This window comes from Hoeflea marina (assembly GCF_003182275.1).
In the GTDB taxonomy this organism is placed as follows: domain Bacteria; phylum Pseudomonadota; class Alphaproteobacteria; order Rhizobiales; family Rhizobiaceae; genus Hoeflea; species Hoeflea marina.
Map to the genome: position 1 here is coordinate 298,171 of NZ_QGTR01000005.1, position 15,608 is coordinate 313,778.

The 15,608-nt window shown below is 64.2% G+C and carries 14 protein-coding genes; 13 read left to right on the forward strand and 1 reads right to left on the reverse strand.

Annotated elements, in window-relative coordinates; all coding sequences use genetic code 11:
• Nucleotides 1-91: 91 nt before the first annotated feature.
• Nucleotides 92-1,501: a 3-isopropylmalate dehydratase large subunit gene (gene leuC, locus DFR52_RS19695; RefSeq protein ID WP_110033725.1), complete on the forward strand. Its 1,410-nt coding sequence runs from the start codon at nt 92-94 to the stop codon at nt 1,499-1,501.
• A gap of 78 nt (nt 1,502-1,579) precedes the next feature.
• Here the strand turns inward: leuC and DFR52_RS19700 are convergent, their stop codons facing one another.
• Nucleotides 1,580-2,047: a hypothetical protein gene (locus tag DFR52_RS19700; RefSeq protein ID WP_146215634.1), complete on the reverse strand. Its 468-nt coding sequence runs from the start codon at nt 2,045-2,047 to the stop codon at nt 1,580-1,582.
• A gap of 216 nt (nt 2,048-2,263) precedes the next feature.
• Between DFR52_RS19700 and DFR52_RS19705 the strand changes: the two genes are divergently transcribed.
• The 12 genes from DFR52_RS19705 (at nt 2,264) to DFR52_RS19760 (ending at nt 15,554) form a co-directional block, all read left to right on the forward strand.
• The gene (locus DFR52_RS19705; RefSeq protein WP_110033727.1) at nt 2,264-2,734 is read left to right on the forward strand and encodes a GNAT family N-acetyltransferase; all 471 of its coding nucleotides are present in this window, start codon (nt 2,264-2,266) and stop codon (nt 2,732-2,734) included.
• A gap of 176 nt (nt 2,735-2,910) precedes the next feature.
• Nucleotides 2,911-3,306 carry a succinate dehydrogenase, cytochrome b556 subunit gene (gene sdhC, locus DFR52_RS19710; protein ID WP_110033728.1) on the forward strand — a complete coding sequence of 132 codons (396 nt, stop codon included), beginning with the start codon at nt 2,911-2,913 and terminating at the stop codon, nt 3,304-3,306.
• Between the two features lie 9 nt (nt 3,307-3,315).
• Complete coding sequence (sdhD, locus tag DFR52_RS19715) at nt 3,316-3,696, forward strand: succinate dehydrogenase, hydrophobic membrane anchor protein (RefSeq protein WP_110033729.1); 381 nt, start codon at nt 3,316-3,318, stop codon at nt 3,694-3,696.
• A gap of 6 nt (nt 3,697-3,702) precedes the next feature.
• Nucleotides 3,703-5,529, forward strand: coding sequence for a succinate dehydrogenase flavoprotein subunit (gene sdhA / locus DFR52_RS19720; RefSeq protein ID WP_110033730.1), 1,827 nt, complete (start codon nt 3,703-3,705; stop codon nt 5,527-5,529).
• 16 nt (nt 5,530-5,545) lie between these two features.
• Nucleotides 5,546-6,325, forward strand: a complete 780-nt coding sequence (locus DFR52_RS19725; protein WP_110033731.1) for a succinate dehydrogenase iron-sulfur subunit — start codon at nt 5,546-5,548, stop codon at nt 6,323-6,325.
• Nucleotides 6,326-6,616: 291 nt separating this feature from the next.
• The gene (gene msrA, locus DFR52_RS19730) at nt 6,617-7,210 is read left to right on the forward strand and encodes a peptide-methionine (S)-S-oxide reductase MsrA (protein WP_110033792.1); all 594 of its coding nucleotides are present in this window, start codon (nt 6,617-6,619) and stop codon (nt 7,208-7,210) included.
• A gap of 260 nt (nt 7,211-7,470) precedes the next feature.
• Nucleotides 7,471-7,980, forward strand: a complete 510-nt coding sequence (locus tag DFR52_RS19735; protein WP_245415417.1) for a protease inhibitor Inh/omp19 family protein — start codon at nt 7,471-7,473, stop codon at nt 7,978-7,980.
• Between the two features lie 26 nt (nt 7,981-8,006).
• The gene (zapE, locus tag DFR52_RS19740; protein ID WP_110033733.1) at nt 8,007-9,179 is read left to right on the forward strand and encodes a cell division protein ZapE; all 1,173 of its coding nucleotides are present in this window, start codon (nt 8,007-8,009) and stop codon (nt 9,177-9,179) included.
• 161 nt (nt 9,180-9,340) lie between these two features.
• On the forward strand, nt 9,341-10,303 hold the full coding sequence (gene mdh / locus DFR52_RS19745; protein ID WP_110033734.1) for a malate dehydrogenase: 963 nt from the start codon (nt 9,341-9,343) through the stop codon (nt 10,301-10,303).
• Nucleotides 10,304-10,329: 26 nt separating this feature from the next.
• Nucleotides 10,330-11,526: an ADP-forming succinate--CoA ligase subunit beta gene (sucC, locus tag DFR52_RS19750; protein ID WP_110033735.1), complete on the forward strand. Its 1,197-nt coding sequence runs from the start codon at nt 10,330-10,332 to the stop codon at nt 11,524-11,526.
• A 4-nt stretch (nt 11,527-11,530) separates the two neighbouring features.
• Nucleotides 11,531-12,433, forward strand: a complete 903-nt coding sequence (gene sucD / locus DFR52_RS19755; protein ID WP_110033736.1) for a succinate--CoA ligase subunit alpha — start codon at nt 11,531-11,533, stop codon at nt 12,431-12,433.
• 133 nt (nt 12,434-12,566) lie between these two features.
• Complete coding sequence (locus DFR52_RS19760; protein WP_110033737.1) at nt 12,567-15,554, forward strand: 2-oxoglutarate dehydrogenase E1 component; 2,988 nt, start codon at nt 12,567-12,569, stop codon at nt 15,552-15,554.
• Nucleotides 15,555-15,608 lie beyond the last annotated feature (54 nt).

The window sequence follows — 15,608 nt, forward strand, 5'->3', positions numbered from 1 at the left end:
TCCGCGCTGCCCGTCGGCCGCTTTTCGCCTGACGACGCCCGGCCGCTGCCGGTCCGAATTTCCATTTGCACCACCGCCAAGGACAGATCCCATGACCGCACCGCGCACGCTTTACGACAAGATCTGGGACGACCATGTCGTCGCCCAGCAGGAAGACGGCACCTGCCTGCTCTATATCGACCGCCACCTGGTGCATGAAGTCACCAGCCCCCAGGCCTTCGAGGGGCTGCGCACCACCGGCCGCAACGTGCACGCGCCGCAGAAGACCCTGGCCGTGGTTGACCATAATGTCCCCACCTCGCCCGACCGGGCCCAAGGGATCAAGAACGAGGAAAGCCGCATTCAGGTGGAGGCGCTGGCCACCAACGCCGCCGAGTTCGGCGTCGAGTATTTCAACGAGAACGACAGCCGCCAGGGCATCGTCCACATCGTCGGTCCGGAACAGGGCTTCACCCTGCCCGGCGCCACGATTGTCTGCGGCGACAGCCACACCTCGACCCACGGGGCGTTCGGCGCGCTCGCCCATGGCATCGGCACCTCGGAGGTCGAGCATGTGCTCGCCACCCAGACGCTGATCCAGAAGAAGGCCAAGAACATGCTTGTGCAGGTCGATGGCCGGCTCCCCGACGGTGTGTCGGCCAAGGACATCATCCTTGCCATCATCGGCGAGATCGGCACCGCCGGCGGCACCGGCCATGTCATTGAATTCGCCGGCGAGGCCATTCGCGCCCTGTCGATGGAAGGCCGCATGACGGTCTGCAACATGACCATCGAAGGCGGCGCCCGCGCCGGACTGATCGCGCCCGACGAGAAGACCTTCGAGTACATAAAGGGCCGCCCACGCGCGCCGAAGGGCGAAGACTGGGACAAGGCCATGGCCTGGTGGCAGGAGCTCAAGACCGACGAGGGCGCCCATTTCGACAAGGTTGTCCGGCTCGATGCCGCCAGCCTGCCGCCGATCGTCTCCTGGGGTTCCTCGCCCGAGGACGTGATTTCGGTCACCGGCGAAGTCCCCGATCCCGACCTGATCGCCGATGAATCCAAGCGCACCTCGAAGTGGCGGGCGCTCGATTACATGGGTCTCAAGCCCGGCACCAGGATCACCGACATCGCCATCGACCGGGTCTTCATCGGCTCCTGCACCAACGGCCGCATCGAGGACCTGCGCGCCGCAGCGGCCGTCGTCGAGGGCAAGAGCGTCTATCCGAGCGTGGACGCGATGATCGTGCCCGGCTCCGGCCTGGTCAAGGCGCAGGCCGAGGCGGAGGGCCTCGACGTGATCTTCAAGGCGGCGGGCTTCGACTGGCGCGAGCCGGGCTGCTCCATGTGCCTGGCCATGAACGACGACCGGCTCAAGCCCGGCGAGCGCTGCGCGTCGACGTCGAACCGCAATTTCGAGGGCCGCCAGGGCTTCAAGGGCCGTACCCATCTGGTCTCGCCGACCATGGCCGCGGCCGCCGCGATCGCCGGCCACTTCGTCGACATCCGCGAATGGCAGTAACGCTCTTCCCGCGCTAATTATGCAAGTGGCAAAACGGGCGCCCGAAGGGGCGCCCGTTTCGATTCTCATCCGCCGGATTCAGGGTCGGATGACGCACACCGAGCCGGCGTCGTGGCAGTGAGTGCCCTGGCCTTTCGGCTTGACCCTGATGATCTTCGGTCCCTTGCCGGCTGCCGGGGCGGGAATGATGCCCGGCTCGGCGTCGCGCCCGGAAAGCGAGAAATAGATGCCGTTGCCGCGGTCGCGCTCGGCATCGAGATCACCCGAAAATGTCCCCAGGCCCGGCACGCGGTCTGGCAGCGGACCGTTGCCGTAGAGGGGCTGGCCCTTGAAACCGCGATGGCCGTACCGGCCCTTGTGGCGCCGGTCCCAGCGGTGATGGCGGTTGCCGCTGTGCCCGTCGTCGCGCCAGCTCGAATGCCATCCTTGATGCTTGACGACGCCGGAGACGGGCAGCTCGTCCGCCACGGCGCCGGGAGCGGCGATCATCAGGGAGCCGGCCGCCAGCGCGGCCATCAGTGTTCGGCACATCGGAATTGGGCGCATCGGAGCGCTCCTTCGGTTGCTGCTGTTTGCCGGAATCCTGCATGATCCGGGCCGACAAGTCACGGCTTGCCACCGCAAACCTCATCTTAACCTTAAGAACGAGATTTGTGCCGCCCGGTTCCCCGCCGCCCGATTCCGGCCGATCCTGCTTGCGGCAATTCTGAATAAGACGTCCGTCAGGCTTGACGTGGGCGGGCTTTCTCCGACAATGGCGCCATGATCACGGACCCCCAGCTTGACATCGACATCGCGGCGCTCCGGCTCGCCGACGCCCATCATCTGGCACCGCTCCTGGCAGCCTACGTGCAGTCGCTCAAGCGCGGCGCGCCGCGCCGTCCCGACCAGTTCTACGCCGAAACCCTCCTGCAGGATCGCACCGCGCAGATCTTCGGTGCCCGGATCGGCGCCGAGCTGGTGGGTTTCGTCATCTTCTACGACCTGCCCGATCCGCTCACCGGCATGCGGCTGGGGCAGGTTGACCATCTCTATGTCAGCCACAACCACCGCAGCCTCGGCATTGCCCAGGCGATGATCGACGTGCTGGCCGAGGAGAGCGACGCGCGATCCTGGTCGCGGCTGGTGTTCAACGCCCCGCGCCAGCCCGACGACGGTCGCAAGCTCTACGAGCGGATTGCCACCAAGGCGGACTTCTCGAGCTGGGAAATGCGCTTCATGTCCCGCGATTGAGAAAGTCTCGCGGCGCGCCTCGGGGACGGAGGCGCCCTCCCGCCGCTCGGCGCTTCGACCAAAGACCACCGCATTGCAGCAAACTCCGCTTTGACGCGGTGCATATAACGCACTAAAACCACCCCACGCCGTGCGCCGAATTCGGTTCCGGTCCGTGAAATCAGGACGAGGTCCCTATGACCAATGTGAGTCGAAACCGCCCGCTATCCCCGCATTTGACCGTCTGGCGCCCGACCATCACCTATGTGATGTCGATTGTTCACCGAATCACCGGCGTGGCGCTCTATGCAGGAACCTTGCTGGTCGCCGCATGGCTGATCGCCGCAGCCTCCGGGCCGGAGAGCTTCGAGCGGGTCAACGCCCTGTTCGGCTCGCTCATCGGCCGCCTCGTGCTGCTGGGCTACACCTGGGCGCTGATGCATCACATGCTCGGCGGACTGCGCCATCTGGTCTGGGACACCGGCCGCGGCCTCGGCAAGTATGAGTCGCGCAAATTCGGCTGGGCCACCATCGCGGGCTCGGTGACGCTGACGATCCTGATCTGGATCGCCGGCTTCGCGTTGCGGTCCTAGGAGACACTGATGAGCATGCGCACCCCCCTCAGCCGCGTCCGCGGCCTCGGCTCCGCCCATGAAGGCACCGACCATTTCTGGCGCCAGCGCCTGACCGCGGTGGCCAACATACCGCTGATGCTGTTCTTCGTCATCTTTCTCGTCCGCTACAGCGACGCCACCCACGCCGAAGTGGTCGCGGCTCTCGCCAATCCCTTCGTCGCGGTCGTCTTCGGGCTGATGCTGGTCTCTGGCCTCTTCCACATGCGGCTCGGCATGCAGATCGTGCTCGAGGATTACGTCCACGGCGAGGGCGCCAAGATTGTCGTCCTGATGCTCAACACCTTCTTCACGATCGCGGTCGGCGCCGTTGCGCTCTTTGCCGTTCTCAAACTCGGCTTTGGAGGCTGACTGCCCATGGCACCCAATTCCACCCGCACCGTCAACGGCCGCGACTACACCATCGTCGACCATTCCTATGACGTCGTCGTCGTCGGCGCCGGCGGCGCAGGCCTGCGCGCCACACTCGGCATGGCCGAGCAGGGCTTCAAGACCGCCTGCGTCACCAAGGTGTTTCCGACCCGCTCGCACACGGTTGCCGCCCAGGGCGGCATCGCCGCGTCGCTGACCAACATGACGCCCGATTCCTGGCAGTGGCATCTCTACGACACCGTCAAGGGTTCCGACTGGCTCGGCGATGTCGATGCCATGCAGTATCTGGTCATGGAAGCGCCCAAGGCCGTCTACGAGCTCGAGCATTACGGCGTGCCGTTCTCGCGCACCGAGGATGGCAAGATCTATCAGCGCCCCTTCGGCGGCCACATGCAGAACTACGGCGAAGGCCCTCCGGTGCAGCGCACCTGTGCCGCCGCCGACCGCACCGGCCACGCCATCCTGCACACGCTCTACGGCCAGTCGCTCAAGCACAATGCCGAATTCTTCATCGAGTATTTCGGCGTCGACCTGATCATGGAGGACGACGGCCGCTGCACCGGCGTGCTGGCCTGGAACCTCGATGACGGCACCATCCACCGCTTCTCCGCCAAGATGGTGGTGCTGGCCACCGGCGGCTACGGCCGCGCCTATTTCTCCGCCACCTCGGCGCACACCTGCACCGGCGACGGCGGCGGCATGATCGCGCGCGCCGGCCTGCCGCTGCAGGACATGGAGTTCGTCCAGTTCCACCCCACCGGCATCTATGGCGCCGGCTGCCTGATCACCGAGGGCGCCCGCGGCGAAGGCGGTTATCTGGTCAATTCCGAGGGCGAGCGCTTCATGGAGCGCTATGCCCCTTCCGCCAAGGACCTGGCCTCGCGCGACGTCGTCTCGCGCTGCATGACCATGGAAATCCGCGAGGGCCGCGGCGTCGGCAAGGACAAGGACCACATCTTCCTGCATCTCGACCATCTCGATCCGGCCGTGCTGGCCGAGCGGCTTCCGGGCATTTCCGAGAGCGCCAAGATCTTCGCCGGCGTCGATCTCACACGCGAGCCGATCCCGGTGCTGCCGACCGTCCACTACAACATGGGCGGCGTGCCGACCAATTTCTGGGGCGAGGTGCTCAACCCGACCACCGACGAGCCTGACCGGGTTACACCCGGCCTGATGGCCGTCGGCGAAGCCGGCTGCGCCTCAGTGCACGGCGCCAACCGTCTGGGCTCCAATTCGCTCATCGACCTGGTCGTCTTCGGCCGCGCCGCCGCCATCCGCGCCGGCGAAGTCATCGACCGCGCCGCCTCGATCCCGCCGGTCAACGAGAAGGCCTGCGAGAAGATCATGGCCCGCTTCGACAGGCTGCGCTTTGCCGACGGCGGCACGCCGACGGCGGTGCTGCGAGAGAAGATGCAGCGCACCATGCAGGAGGACGCCGCCGTCTTCCGCACCCAGGAATCACTTGAATCTGGCGTCCGCCGCATGACCGACATCTGGGCCGAGATGGCCGACGTCAAGGTCACCGACCGCTCGATGATCTGGAATTCCGACCTGATGGAAACGCTGGAACTGGAAAACCTGATGGCCAACGCCATGGTCACCGTGACCGGCGCCGAGGCGCGCAAGGAAAGCCGCGGGGCGCATGCGCGCGAGGACTTCCAGGCCCGCGACGACGTCAACTGGCGCAAGCACACGCTGTCCTGGGTCAATGACGCCGGTGAGGTGCGGCTCGACTACCGCCCGGTGCACACCGAGCTGATCGCAGACGGCATCGACATCGCCAAGATCGCGCCCAAGGCGCGGGTGTACTGATTGAGGATCCGGCCAAATGGTTGAACTGACACTCCCCAAGAACTCCCAGATCACGGCCGGCAAGACCTGGCCGAAGCCCGAAGGTGCGACCAACACCCGCGAGTTCCGGGTCTATCGCTGGTCGCCCGACGACGGCGCCAATCCGCGCATCGACACCTTCCACATCGATGTCGATGATTGCGGCCCGATGGTGCTCGACGGCCTGCTGTGGATCAAGAACAAGATCGACGCCACGCTGACGCTCAGACGCTCCTGCCGCGAGGGCATCTGCGGCTCCTGCGCCATGAACATCGACGGCACCAACACGCTCGCCTGCACCAAGGGCCTCGACGAGATCGACGGCGCGGTCAAGATCTACCCGCTGCCGCACCTGCCGGTGGTCAAGGACCTGGTGCCGGACCTGACCAATTTCTACGCCCAGCACCGCTCCATCGAGCCCTGGCTCAAGACCGTGTCGCCGGAGCCCGCCAAGGAATGGCGCCAGAGCCACGACGACCGCGCCAAGCTCGACGGGCTCTACGAGTGCATCCTGTGCGCCTGCTGCTCGGCGTCCTGCCCGAGCTACTGGTGGAACGGCGACCGCTATCTCGGCCCCGCCGTGCTGCTGCAGGCCTATCGCTGGCTCATCGACTCGAGGGACGAGGCCACTGGCGAGCGGCTTGACAATCTCGAGGACCCGTTCCGGCTCTACCGCTGCCACACCATCATGAACTGCGCCCAGACCTGCCCCAAGGGCCTCAATCCGGCCAAGGCAATCGCCGAGATCAAGAAGATGATGGTCGAACGCCGGGTGTAGTAGGCGCGCCGGCTGCGGCGTCGCTTGCCTCCTCTTGAAGAATGCGGCCCGCCCCGAACCCGCTCTTCCCGACCCGCAGCCCGGCGCGGTGCCTTTCCTCCACACAAAGGGGGAGGAGTCGGCGTAGCCGACGGGGGCTGCAACGCCGGCCGGGCCTCCTCCCGCCAAGACATCGCCCCCGGCCCCGGATCGCCGCTCTTATCCGGATCACGGCAATTTGCGGAAGTGTGAGTTGTCTTGCCGCCGCGCCGCGATACGGTCATGGCAGACAAGGAGATCACAATGTTCCGCATGTTACTGATAGGCGCCGTGGCCGCCGTCTCGATGGCCGCAGGCCCCGCGCGCTCAGCCGAAACCGGCACCGCCATCTTCGCCGGCGGCTGCTTCTGGTGCGTCGAATCCGATTTCGACAAGGTCAAGGGCGTCACCTCCACCGTGTCCGGCTATATCGGCGGCACCACCGACAATCCGACCTACGAGAACCACGTGGCGGGCGGCCATCGCGAGGCGGTCGAGATCAGCTACGACCCGTCGGTGGTCAGCTACGCCGAACTGCTCAAGACCTTCTTCCGCACGGTCGACCCCACCGATGCCGGCGGCCAGTTCTGCGACCGCGGCCCTTCCTATACGACCGCCGTCTACACGCTCGACGCCGCGCAGGCCGACGAGGCCGCGACCGCTGCCGCCGATGCCGCAGCCCAGCTGGGCACGAAGATCGCCACCGAGATCATCCCGGCGCCGGAATTCTGGCCTGCCGAGGACTACCACCAGGACTATCACGACAAAAATCCGATCCGCTACACCTACTACCGCAGGGCCTGCGGGCGCGACGGTGTCGTGGGCAGGCTGTGGGGTGAACAGGCCGATTACGGGCTCACAAAGTAGCGGACGCGAATCAGATCGCCGGGGTTGCGCGACCCCGAATTGGCGGTCGGGGCACGGCGCTCGGGCCGATGGCGGCCGAATTTGGCCGACGAAGGCGGCGCCGCTGCAACGGCGCGCCTTCAATTGGCGTGCCCGGCTACAGATTCGTCGGGTTTGCCTTGCATTTTCCATGTTATGGACATTTTATGCGGATTGAAGGGACTGAGCGTGGTGGTCATCTCCGCCGCAGTCGAGGGAGTATATGTATGCGAATGAAAACGATGCTGGCTGTGACGATCCTGTCGACGGCGGTTCTCGGCGGTTGCCAGCGGACCACCTACGGCTCGATGGATACCCGCCCTCAGCAACCCGCACCGTTGATGCCCGCACCCATCGGAGGCGTCGAAAGCAACCAGCTGCCGCCCGCCAGCGGTGCCGCGACAGAATTTCCGCAGGCACCCGAAACGGCAACCGCGCCTGCCAACACCGAGATGGCGGCCGCCAACGCCCCGGCGGTGACGAAGGAATCGCTGATCGGCCGCTGGTCGGTGGATTCCGGCGGCGGCCGCTGCGATGTGTTCCTGGCCCTGACCAAGTGGACGGGCGGTTATCGCGCCGCCTCCCGCGGCTGTGTCGGCGATGCGGCCTCCGTATCCGCCTGGGATGTCCAGGGCAAGCAGGTCATCCTCTCCGACAGCTCCGGCAACAAGGTCGCCGGCCTCTATCAGACGGCCAATGAACGTTACGACGGTTCGACCTCCGCTGGACAGCCGATTTCGCTGTCGCGTTGACCGTCATCACCCGCACGGCGCGATAAATGCCACACACCGACCTCGCCACCGTGCTGGCGACCTACAGGATGCAGGTCTCGGCCGGGTTGATCGAATCCGACCCGGCGCAGATCCAGCTGGCGCGCAAGCTCGACATCGTCCTGGCCGAGGTCTCCAACCGGCGCCTGGCGAGCAAGTCGAGCGCGCTCGGCTGGCTGTTTGCCAGCCGTCGCACTTCGAAATCAGCCCCGCGCGGCCTCTACATCCACGGCGCTGTCGGCCGCGGCAAGACCATGCTGATGGACATGTTCTTCCAGAAGGTGCCCGCCCGGCGCAAGCGGCGGGCGCATTTCAACGATTTCATGGCCGACGTGCATGACCGCATCCACGCCCATCGCCAGAAGCTGGCGCGTGGCGAGACCCGCGAGGCCGACCCGGTGCCGCCGGTGGCGGCAGCCCTGTTCGCCGAGGCCTGGGTGCTGTGCTTCGACGAATTCTCCGTCACCGACATCGCCGATGCGATGCTGCTGTCGCGGCTGTTCGAACAGTTGTTCGAGCGCGGCTGCGTGCTGGTGGCGACCTCCAATGTGATGCCGGACAACCTGTATCGCGACGGCCTCAACCGCGACCTTTTCAAGCCCTTTATCAAGTTGCTCGAGGCCAATGTCGACGTGCTTGATCTCGACTCTCGCACCGATTACCGGCTGGAGAAGACCCGCCTGATGCCGGTCTACCATGTCCTGGAGCCCGGAGAGGACAACCATGTGCTCGACCGCGCCTGGAGCGAGGCAACGGCCGGCAAGAGCGTCGCCGCCGACACTGTGACGGTCAAGGGCAGGAAGGTCCCGGTGAAGCGCGCGGGCGGCGGCGCGGCACGCTTCAGTTTTGCCGATCTTTGCGACACGCCGCTTGGCGCGGGAGATTATATGGCGATCTCGTCGCGCTATCACACAATCTTCGTCGACCGCGTGCCAGAACTCGACCGAAGCCGCCGCAATGCCGCCAAGCGCTTCATCGCGCTCGTCGACGTGCTCTATGATCGCAAGAACCGGCTCTTCGTCTCGGCTGAAACGCCGCCGGCGGACATCTATCGCAACGATGGCCAGACCGAAGGCTTCGAATTCGCCCGCACCGCCTCGCGGCTGGCCGAGATGCAAACGGCGGAGTATCTCGCCGCCAGCCGCGCCGCGGACGCGGAAACCGGTGTGGCCTCACCATAGTCAATTGACGTTTACGTAAGAATTTGATGACCTAAACGATTGAAAATGCTCATGCCGAAAGTTGGGGTTGCCTGATGCGGCCGATGGGTCTATTGCGTTTGCCGAAATCGGGCGTTCGGATCGATCCAACCCGGCAGTTCAATGAAGGCGGAGACACTGTAATGGCACGCAACAAAATTGCATTGATTGGCTCGGGAATGATCGGCGGCACGCTTGCCCATCTTGCCGGATTGAAGGAACTCGGCGACATCGTCCTCTTCGACATCGCCGAGGGCATGCCCCAAGGCAAGGGTCTCGACATCGCACAGTCGTCGTCTGTCGAAGGCTTCGACGCCCGCATGACCGGCGTCAACGACTATGCCGGCATCGAAGGTGCGGATGTCTGCATTGTCACCGCCGGTGTTGCCCGCAAGCCGGGCATGAGCCGTGACGACCTGCTCGGTATCAACCTCAAGGTGATGGAACAGGTTGGCGCCGGCATCAAGAAATATGCCCCCGATGCCTTTGTCATCTGCATCACCAACCCTCTCGACGCCATGGTCTGGGCGCTGCAGAAATTCTCCGGCCTGCCCGCCGGCAAGGTCGTCGGCATGGCCGGCGTGCTTGATTCGGCCCGCTTCACCCACTTCCTCGCCGAGGAATTCAACGTTTCGGTCGAGGATGTCACATCCTTCGTGCTCGGCGGCCACGGCGACTCGATGGTCCCGCTGGCCCGCTACTCGACGGTTGCAGGCATTCCGCTGCCGGATCTGGTCAAGATGGGCTGGACCACCAAGGAAAAGCTTGAGCAGATCATCCAGCGCACCCGCGACGGCGGCGCCGAGATCGTCGGCCTGCTCAAGACCGGTTCGGCCTATTACGCACCTGCATCCTCGGCCATCCTGATGGCTGAATCCTATCTCAAGGACAAGAAGCGCGTGCTTCCATGCGCGGCCTTCCTGTCCGGCCAGTACGGCGTCAAGGACATGTATGTCGGCGTTCCCTGCGTGATCGGCGCCGGCGGCGTCGAGCGGATCATCGAAATCGAGCTCAACAAGAGCGAACAGAAGGCGTTCGACGCGTCGGTCGGCGCCGTTGCCGGCCTCTGCGAAGCCTGCATCAACATCGCTCCTAACCTGAAGTAGGTGCGAGCCTTCTCAAAGGAAGTCCCATGAACATTCATGAATATCAGGCCAAGGCCCTGCTCAAGGGTTACGGCGCGCCGGTGGCCGAAGGGGTGGCGATCTTTTCCGCCGCCGAGGCCGAAGCCGCTGCCAAGCAGCTTCCCGGCCCGCTTTACGTGGTCAAGAGCCAGATCCACGCAGGTGGCCGTGGCAAGGGCAAGTTCACCGAGCTCGGCCCCGACGCCAAGGGCGGTGTGCGGCTGGCCAAGTCGATCGACGAGGTTGTCGCCAACGTCAAGGAGATGCTTGGCAACACGCTCGTGACCAAGCAGACCGGCCCCGTCGGCAAGCAGGTCAACCGCCTCTATATCGAGGATGGCGCCGACATCGACCGCGAACTCTATCTTTCGCTGCTCGTCGACCGCACCGTCGGCCAGGTGGCCTTCGTGGTCTCCACCGAAGGCGGCATGGACATCGAGACAGTTGCCCATGACACGCCGGAAAAGATCATCACCGTGGCGATCGACCCGACCGCCGGCGTCACCGACGCCGATGTCAAGGCGATCTGCGATGCTTTGAAGCTCAGCGGTGAGGCCGCCAGCGACGGCGCCAAGCTGTTTCCGCTGCTCTACAAGGCCTTTGTTGAAAAGGACATGGCGCTGCTCGAGGTCAATCCGCTGATCGTCATGACCAGCGGCCGGCTCCGCGTGCTCGACGCCAAGATGTCGTTTGATGGAAACGCATTGTTCCGTCACCCCGACGTTATGGAGCTGCGCGACACCACCGAGGAGGACGCCAAGGAAATCGAGGCATCGAAATATGACCTCGCCTATGTGGCGCTCGACGGCAATATCGGCTGCATGGTCAATGGCGCGGGCCTTGCTATGGCGACGATGGACATCATCAAGCTCTATGGCGCAGAGCCTGCGAACTTTCTCGATGTCGGTGGCGGCGCCACCAAGGAGAAGGTCACCGCCGCGTTCAAGATCATCACCGCCGATCCGGCCGTGAAAGGCATCCTGGTCAACATCTTCGGCGGCATCATGAAGTGCGATGTGATTGCCGAGGGCGTCATCGCCGCGGTCAAGGAAGTGGGCCTCGAGGTTCCGCTCGTCGTCCGCCTCGAGGGCACCAATGTCGAACTGGGCAAGAAGATCATCAACGAAAGCGGCCTGAACGTGATTTCGGCCGACGACCTTGATGACGCCGCCCAGAAGATCGTTGCCGCCGTGAAGGGAAACTGAGGTCATGTCCATTCTGATCAACAAAGACACCAGGATCCTGGTGCAGGGTCTGACCGGCAAGACCGGGACATTCCACACCGAGCAGGCGCTGGCCTACCACAACACCAAGATGGTCGGCGGCATTCACCCCAAGAAGGGTGGAGAGACCTGGACCGGCTCGAAGGGCGAAAGCCTGCCGATCTTTTCGACCGTCGCCGAAGGCCGTGACGCCACCGGCGCCACCGCATCGGTGATCTACGTGCCGCCGGCAGGTGCCGCGGCCGCCATCATCGAGGCGATCGATGCCGAGATCGGCCTCATCGTCTGCATCACCGAGGGCATCCCGGTGCAGGACATGATCAAGGTCAAGGCGCGTCTCGATGCCTCGAGCTCGCGGCTGATCGGCCCCAACTGCCCCGGCGTCATGACACCGGACGAATGCAAGATCGGCATCATGCCGGGCTCCATCTTCAAGAAGGGTTCGGTCGGCGTGCTGTCGCGCTCCGGGACGCTCACCTATGAAGCCGTGTTCCAGACCACCAATGAAGGCCTCGGCCAGACCACGGCCGTCGGCATCGGCGGCGATCCGGTCAAGGGCACCGAGTTCATCGACATGCTGGAAATGTTCCTCGCGGACGACGCCACCAAGTCGATCATCATGATCGGCGAGATTGGCGGCTCGGCGGAAGAAGACGCCGCCCAGTTCATCAAGGACGAGGCCAAGCGTGGCCGCGCCAAGCCGATGGTTGGCTTCATCGCCGGCCGCACCGCCCCTCCGGGACGCACCATGGGTCACGCCGGTGCGGTGATTTCCGGCGGCAAGGGCGGCGCGGAAGACAAGATCGACGCCATGGAATCGGCCGGTATCCGGGTTTCGCCTTCGCCGGCGCGACTGGGCAAGACCCTGGTCGAACTGCTCAAGGGCTAAGACGCATCAGCCGGCGCGGCCCGTCCGCGCCGGTCAGGCCGTCCACCAGGGGCGGCAACACTCAACACGGCCCGCGGCATCCGGCTTCGGGCATCAAGGGAGCGGGGCTCGGACCCCGACAAAGGTGGAGCAGATGGCACGCACCGATGACGCGAACGACATTTTCGCGCAGACCTCGTTCCTCTACGGCGGCAATGCCGCCTATATCGAAGACATGTACGCCCGCTTCCAGGACAACCCGTCCTCGGTGCCGGCGGAATGGCAGAGTTTCTTCGCCGAGCTGAAGGATGATCCCGAGCAGGTCCGCAAGTCGGCCGCCGGCGCTTCCTGGAAGCAGGGCAACTGGCCGATTGCGGCCAATGGCGAGCTGGTTTCGGCGCTCGACGGCAACTGGGGCACGGTCGAAAAGATCGTCACCGACAAGCTCAACGGCAAGGCCAAGGCCGAAGGCAAGGCTGTCGACGGCACCGACGTTATGCAGGCGACCCGCGACTCCGTGCGCGCGCTGATGATGATCCGCGCCTTCCGCATGCGCGGCCATTTGCACGCCAAGCTCGATCCGCTCGGCCTGGCGCAGCCGGTCGACGACTACAACGAATTGTCGCCATCGGCCTACGGCTTCACCGAGGCTGATTACGACCGCAAGATCTATATCGACAACGTGCTCGGCCTCGAATACGCGACGCTGCGCGAGATGCTCGACATTCTCCAGCGCACCTATTGCTCGACGCTCGGTGTCGAGTTCATGCACATCTCCAATCCGGAAGAAAAGTCCTGGATCCAGGAACGCATCGAAGGCCCGGACAAGGGCGTCGAATTCACCGACATGGGCAAGAAGGCGATCCTGCAGAAGCTGATCGAATCCGAAGGCTTCGAGCAGTTCATCGACGTCAAGTACAAGGGCACCAAGCGCTTCGGCCTTGATGGCGCCGAATCGCTGATCCCGGCGCTGGAGCAGATCATCAAGCGCGGCGGCAATATGGGCCTCAAGGAGATCGTCTTCGGCATGGCCCACCGCGGCCGCCTCAACGTGCTCACCCAGGTTATGGGCAAGCCGCACCGCGCCGTGTTCCACGAATTCAAGGGCGGCTCCTACACACCTGAAGAGGTCGAGGGATCGGGCGACGTCAAGTACCATCTGGGCGCATCCTCCGACCGCGAGTTCGACAACAACAAGGTGCACCTGTCGCTGACGGCCAACCCGTCGCATCTCGAAATCGTCAATCCGGTGGTGATGGGCAAGGCGCGGGCCAAGCAGGACCTGCTGGCCAAGGAATGGGATGGCGACATCATCCCGCTGCGCGAGCGCGTCAAGGTGATGCCGCTGCTGCTGCATGGCGATGCGGCCTTTGCCGGCCAGGGTGTGGTGGCTGAAATCCTCGGCCTCTCCGGCCTGCGCGGCCACCGCGTCGGCGGCACCGTGCATTTCATCATCAACAACCAGATCGGGTTCACCACCAATCCGGCCTTCTCGCGCTCCTCGCCCTATCCGTCGGATGTGGCCAAGATGATCGAAGCGCCGATCTTCCACGTCAATGGCGACGACCCGGAAGCCGTCGTCTATGCCGCCAAGATCGCCACCGAATTCCGCATGACGTTCCACAAGCCGGTGGTCGTGGACATGTTCTGCTACCGCCGCTACGGCCATAATGAAGGCGACGAACCTTCCTTCACGCAGCCGAAGATGTATCACAAGATCCGCAGCCACGAGACGGTGGTGACGCTGTATTCGCGCCGGCTGATCGAAGAGGGCGTGATCTCGGAGGGCGAATTCGAGAAGATGAAGGCGGACTGGCGCGCCAATCTGGAAACCGAATTCGACATTGGCCAGAGCTACAAGCCCAACAAAGCCGACTGGCTCGATGGCGTGTGGTCCGGCCTTCGCACCGCCGACAACCAGGATGAGCAGCGGCGCGGCAAGACCGGCATGCCGATCAAGGCGCTCCGCGAACTGGGCAAGAAGCTGTCGGAAATTCCGGAGGGCTTCAACGCCCACCGCACGATCCGCCGCTTCATGGACAACCGCGCCAAGATGGTCGAGACCGGTGAAGGCATCGACTGGGCCATGGGCGAGGCGCTTGCCTTCGGCTCGCTTGTCATGGAAGGCAGCAAGATCCGCCTCTCCGGTCAGGACGTCGAGCGCGGTACCTTCTCGCAGCGCCATTCGGTGCTCTACGATCAGGACACCGAGGACCGCTACATCCCGCTCGCAAATCTTGCGCCCAACCAGGCCCGTTACGAAGTCATCAACTCGATGCTTTCGGAAGAGGCCGTTCTCGGTTTCGAGTACGGCTATTCGCTTGCCCGGCCAAACGCATTGACGCTCTGGGAAGCCCAGTTCGGCGATTTCGCCAATGGTGCCCAGGTGCTGTTCGACCAGTTCATCTCCTCGGGCGAACGCAAGTGGCTGCGCATGTCGGGCCTCGTCTGCCTGCTGCCGCACGGCTATGAAGGCCAGGGCCCGGAGCACTCCTCCGCCCGGCTCGAGCGCTTCCTGCAGATGTGCGCCGAAGACAACATGCAGGTTGCCAACTGCACCACGCCGGCAAACTACTTCCACATCCTGCGCCGGCAGATGAAGCGCGACTTCCGCAAGCCGCTGATCATGATGACCCCGAAGTCCTTGCTGCGCCACAAGCGTGCGGTCTCGACGCTGGCCGAACTGTCGGGTGACACCTCCTTCCACCGTCTGTTGTGGGATGATGCCGAAGTGCTCAAGAACGAGCCGATCAAGCTGCAGAAGGATGGCAAGATCCGCCGTGTCGTCATGTGCTCGGGCAAGGTCTATTTCGACCTTTACGAAGAGCGCGAAAAGCGCGGCATCGACGATGTCTACCTCTTGCGTCTGGAACAGCTCTATCCGTTCCCGGCCAAGGCGCTGATCAACGAACTCTCGCGTTTCCGCAACGCCGAGATGGTGTGGTGCCAGGAAGAACCCAAGAACATGGGTGCCTGGTCGTTCATTGATCCCTATCTCGAATGGGTGCTTGCCCATATCGATGCCAAATACCAGCGCGTGCGCTACACCGGCCGTCCGGCCTCGGCGTCCACGGCCACCGGCCTCATGTCGCGTCACCTCGCGCAGCTTGAAGCCTTCCTTGAAGATGCGCTGGGCGGCTGATCGCCCACCGCATCCGGATATGTCGCAAGTCTGATTGAGAAAGAACGGAAACAC

What these genes read in the sequence shown, in the direction of transcription:
- sdhC (WP_110033728.1), top strand. Translation starts at nt 2,911, where the DNA reads ATGACCAATGTGAGTCGAAACCGCCCGCTATCCCCGCATTTGACCGTC.
- DFR52_RS19735 (WP_245415417.1), top strand. Translation starts at nt 7,471, where the DNA reads ATGCTGGCTGTGACGATCCTGTCGACGGCGGTTCTCGGCGGTTGCCAG.
- sdhA (WP_110033730.1), top strand. Translation starts at nt 3,703, where the DNA reads ATGGCACCCAATTCCACCCGCACCGTCAACGGCCGCGACTACACCATC.
- zapE (WP_110033733.1), top strand. Translation starts at nt 8,007, where the DNA reads ATGCCACACACCGACCTCGCCACCGTGCTGGCGACCTACAGGATGCAG.
- DFR52_RS19700 (WP_146215634.1), bottom strand. Translation starts at nt 2,047, where the DNA reads ATGCGCCCAATTCCGATGTGCCGAACACTGATGGCCGCGCTGGCGGCC.
- DFR52_RS19725 (WP_110033731.1), top strand. Translation starts at nt 5,546, where the DNA reads ATGGTTGAACTGACACTCCCCAAGAACTCCCAGATCACGGCCGGCAAG.
- sucC (WP_110033735.1), top strand. Translation starts at nt 10,330, where the DNA reads ATGAACATTCATGAATATCAGGCCAAGGCCCTGCTCAAGGGTTACGGC.
- sucD (WP_110033736.1), top strand. Translation starts at nt 11,531, where the DNA reads ATGTCCATTCTGATCAACAAAGACACCAGGATCCTGGTGCAGGGTCTG.
- sdhD (WP_110033729.1), top strand. Translation starts at nt 3,316, where the DNA reads ATGAGCATGCGCACCCCCCTCAGCCGCGTCCGCGGCCTCGGCTCCGCC.
- DFR52_RS19705 (WP_110033727.1), top strand. Translation starts at nt 2,264, where the DNA reads ATGATCACGGACCCCCAGCTTGACATCGACATCGCGGCGCTCCGGCTC.
- DFR52_RS19760 (WP_110033737.1), top strand. Translation starts at nt 12,567, where the DNA reads ATGGCACGCACCGATGACGCGAACGACATTTTCGCGCAGACCTCGTTC.
- mdh (WP_110033734.1), top strand. Translation starts at nt 9,341, where the DNA reads ATGGCACGCAACAAAATTGCATTGATTGGCTCGGGAATGATCGGCGGC.
- leuC (WP_110033725.1), top strand. Translation starts at nt 92, where the DNA reads ATGACCGCACCGCGCACGCTTTACGACAAGATCTGGGACGACCATGTC.
- msrA (WP_110033792.1), top strand. Translation starts at nt 6,617, where the DNA reads ATGTTACTGATAGGCGCCGTGGCCGCCGTCTCGATGGCCGCAGGCCCC.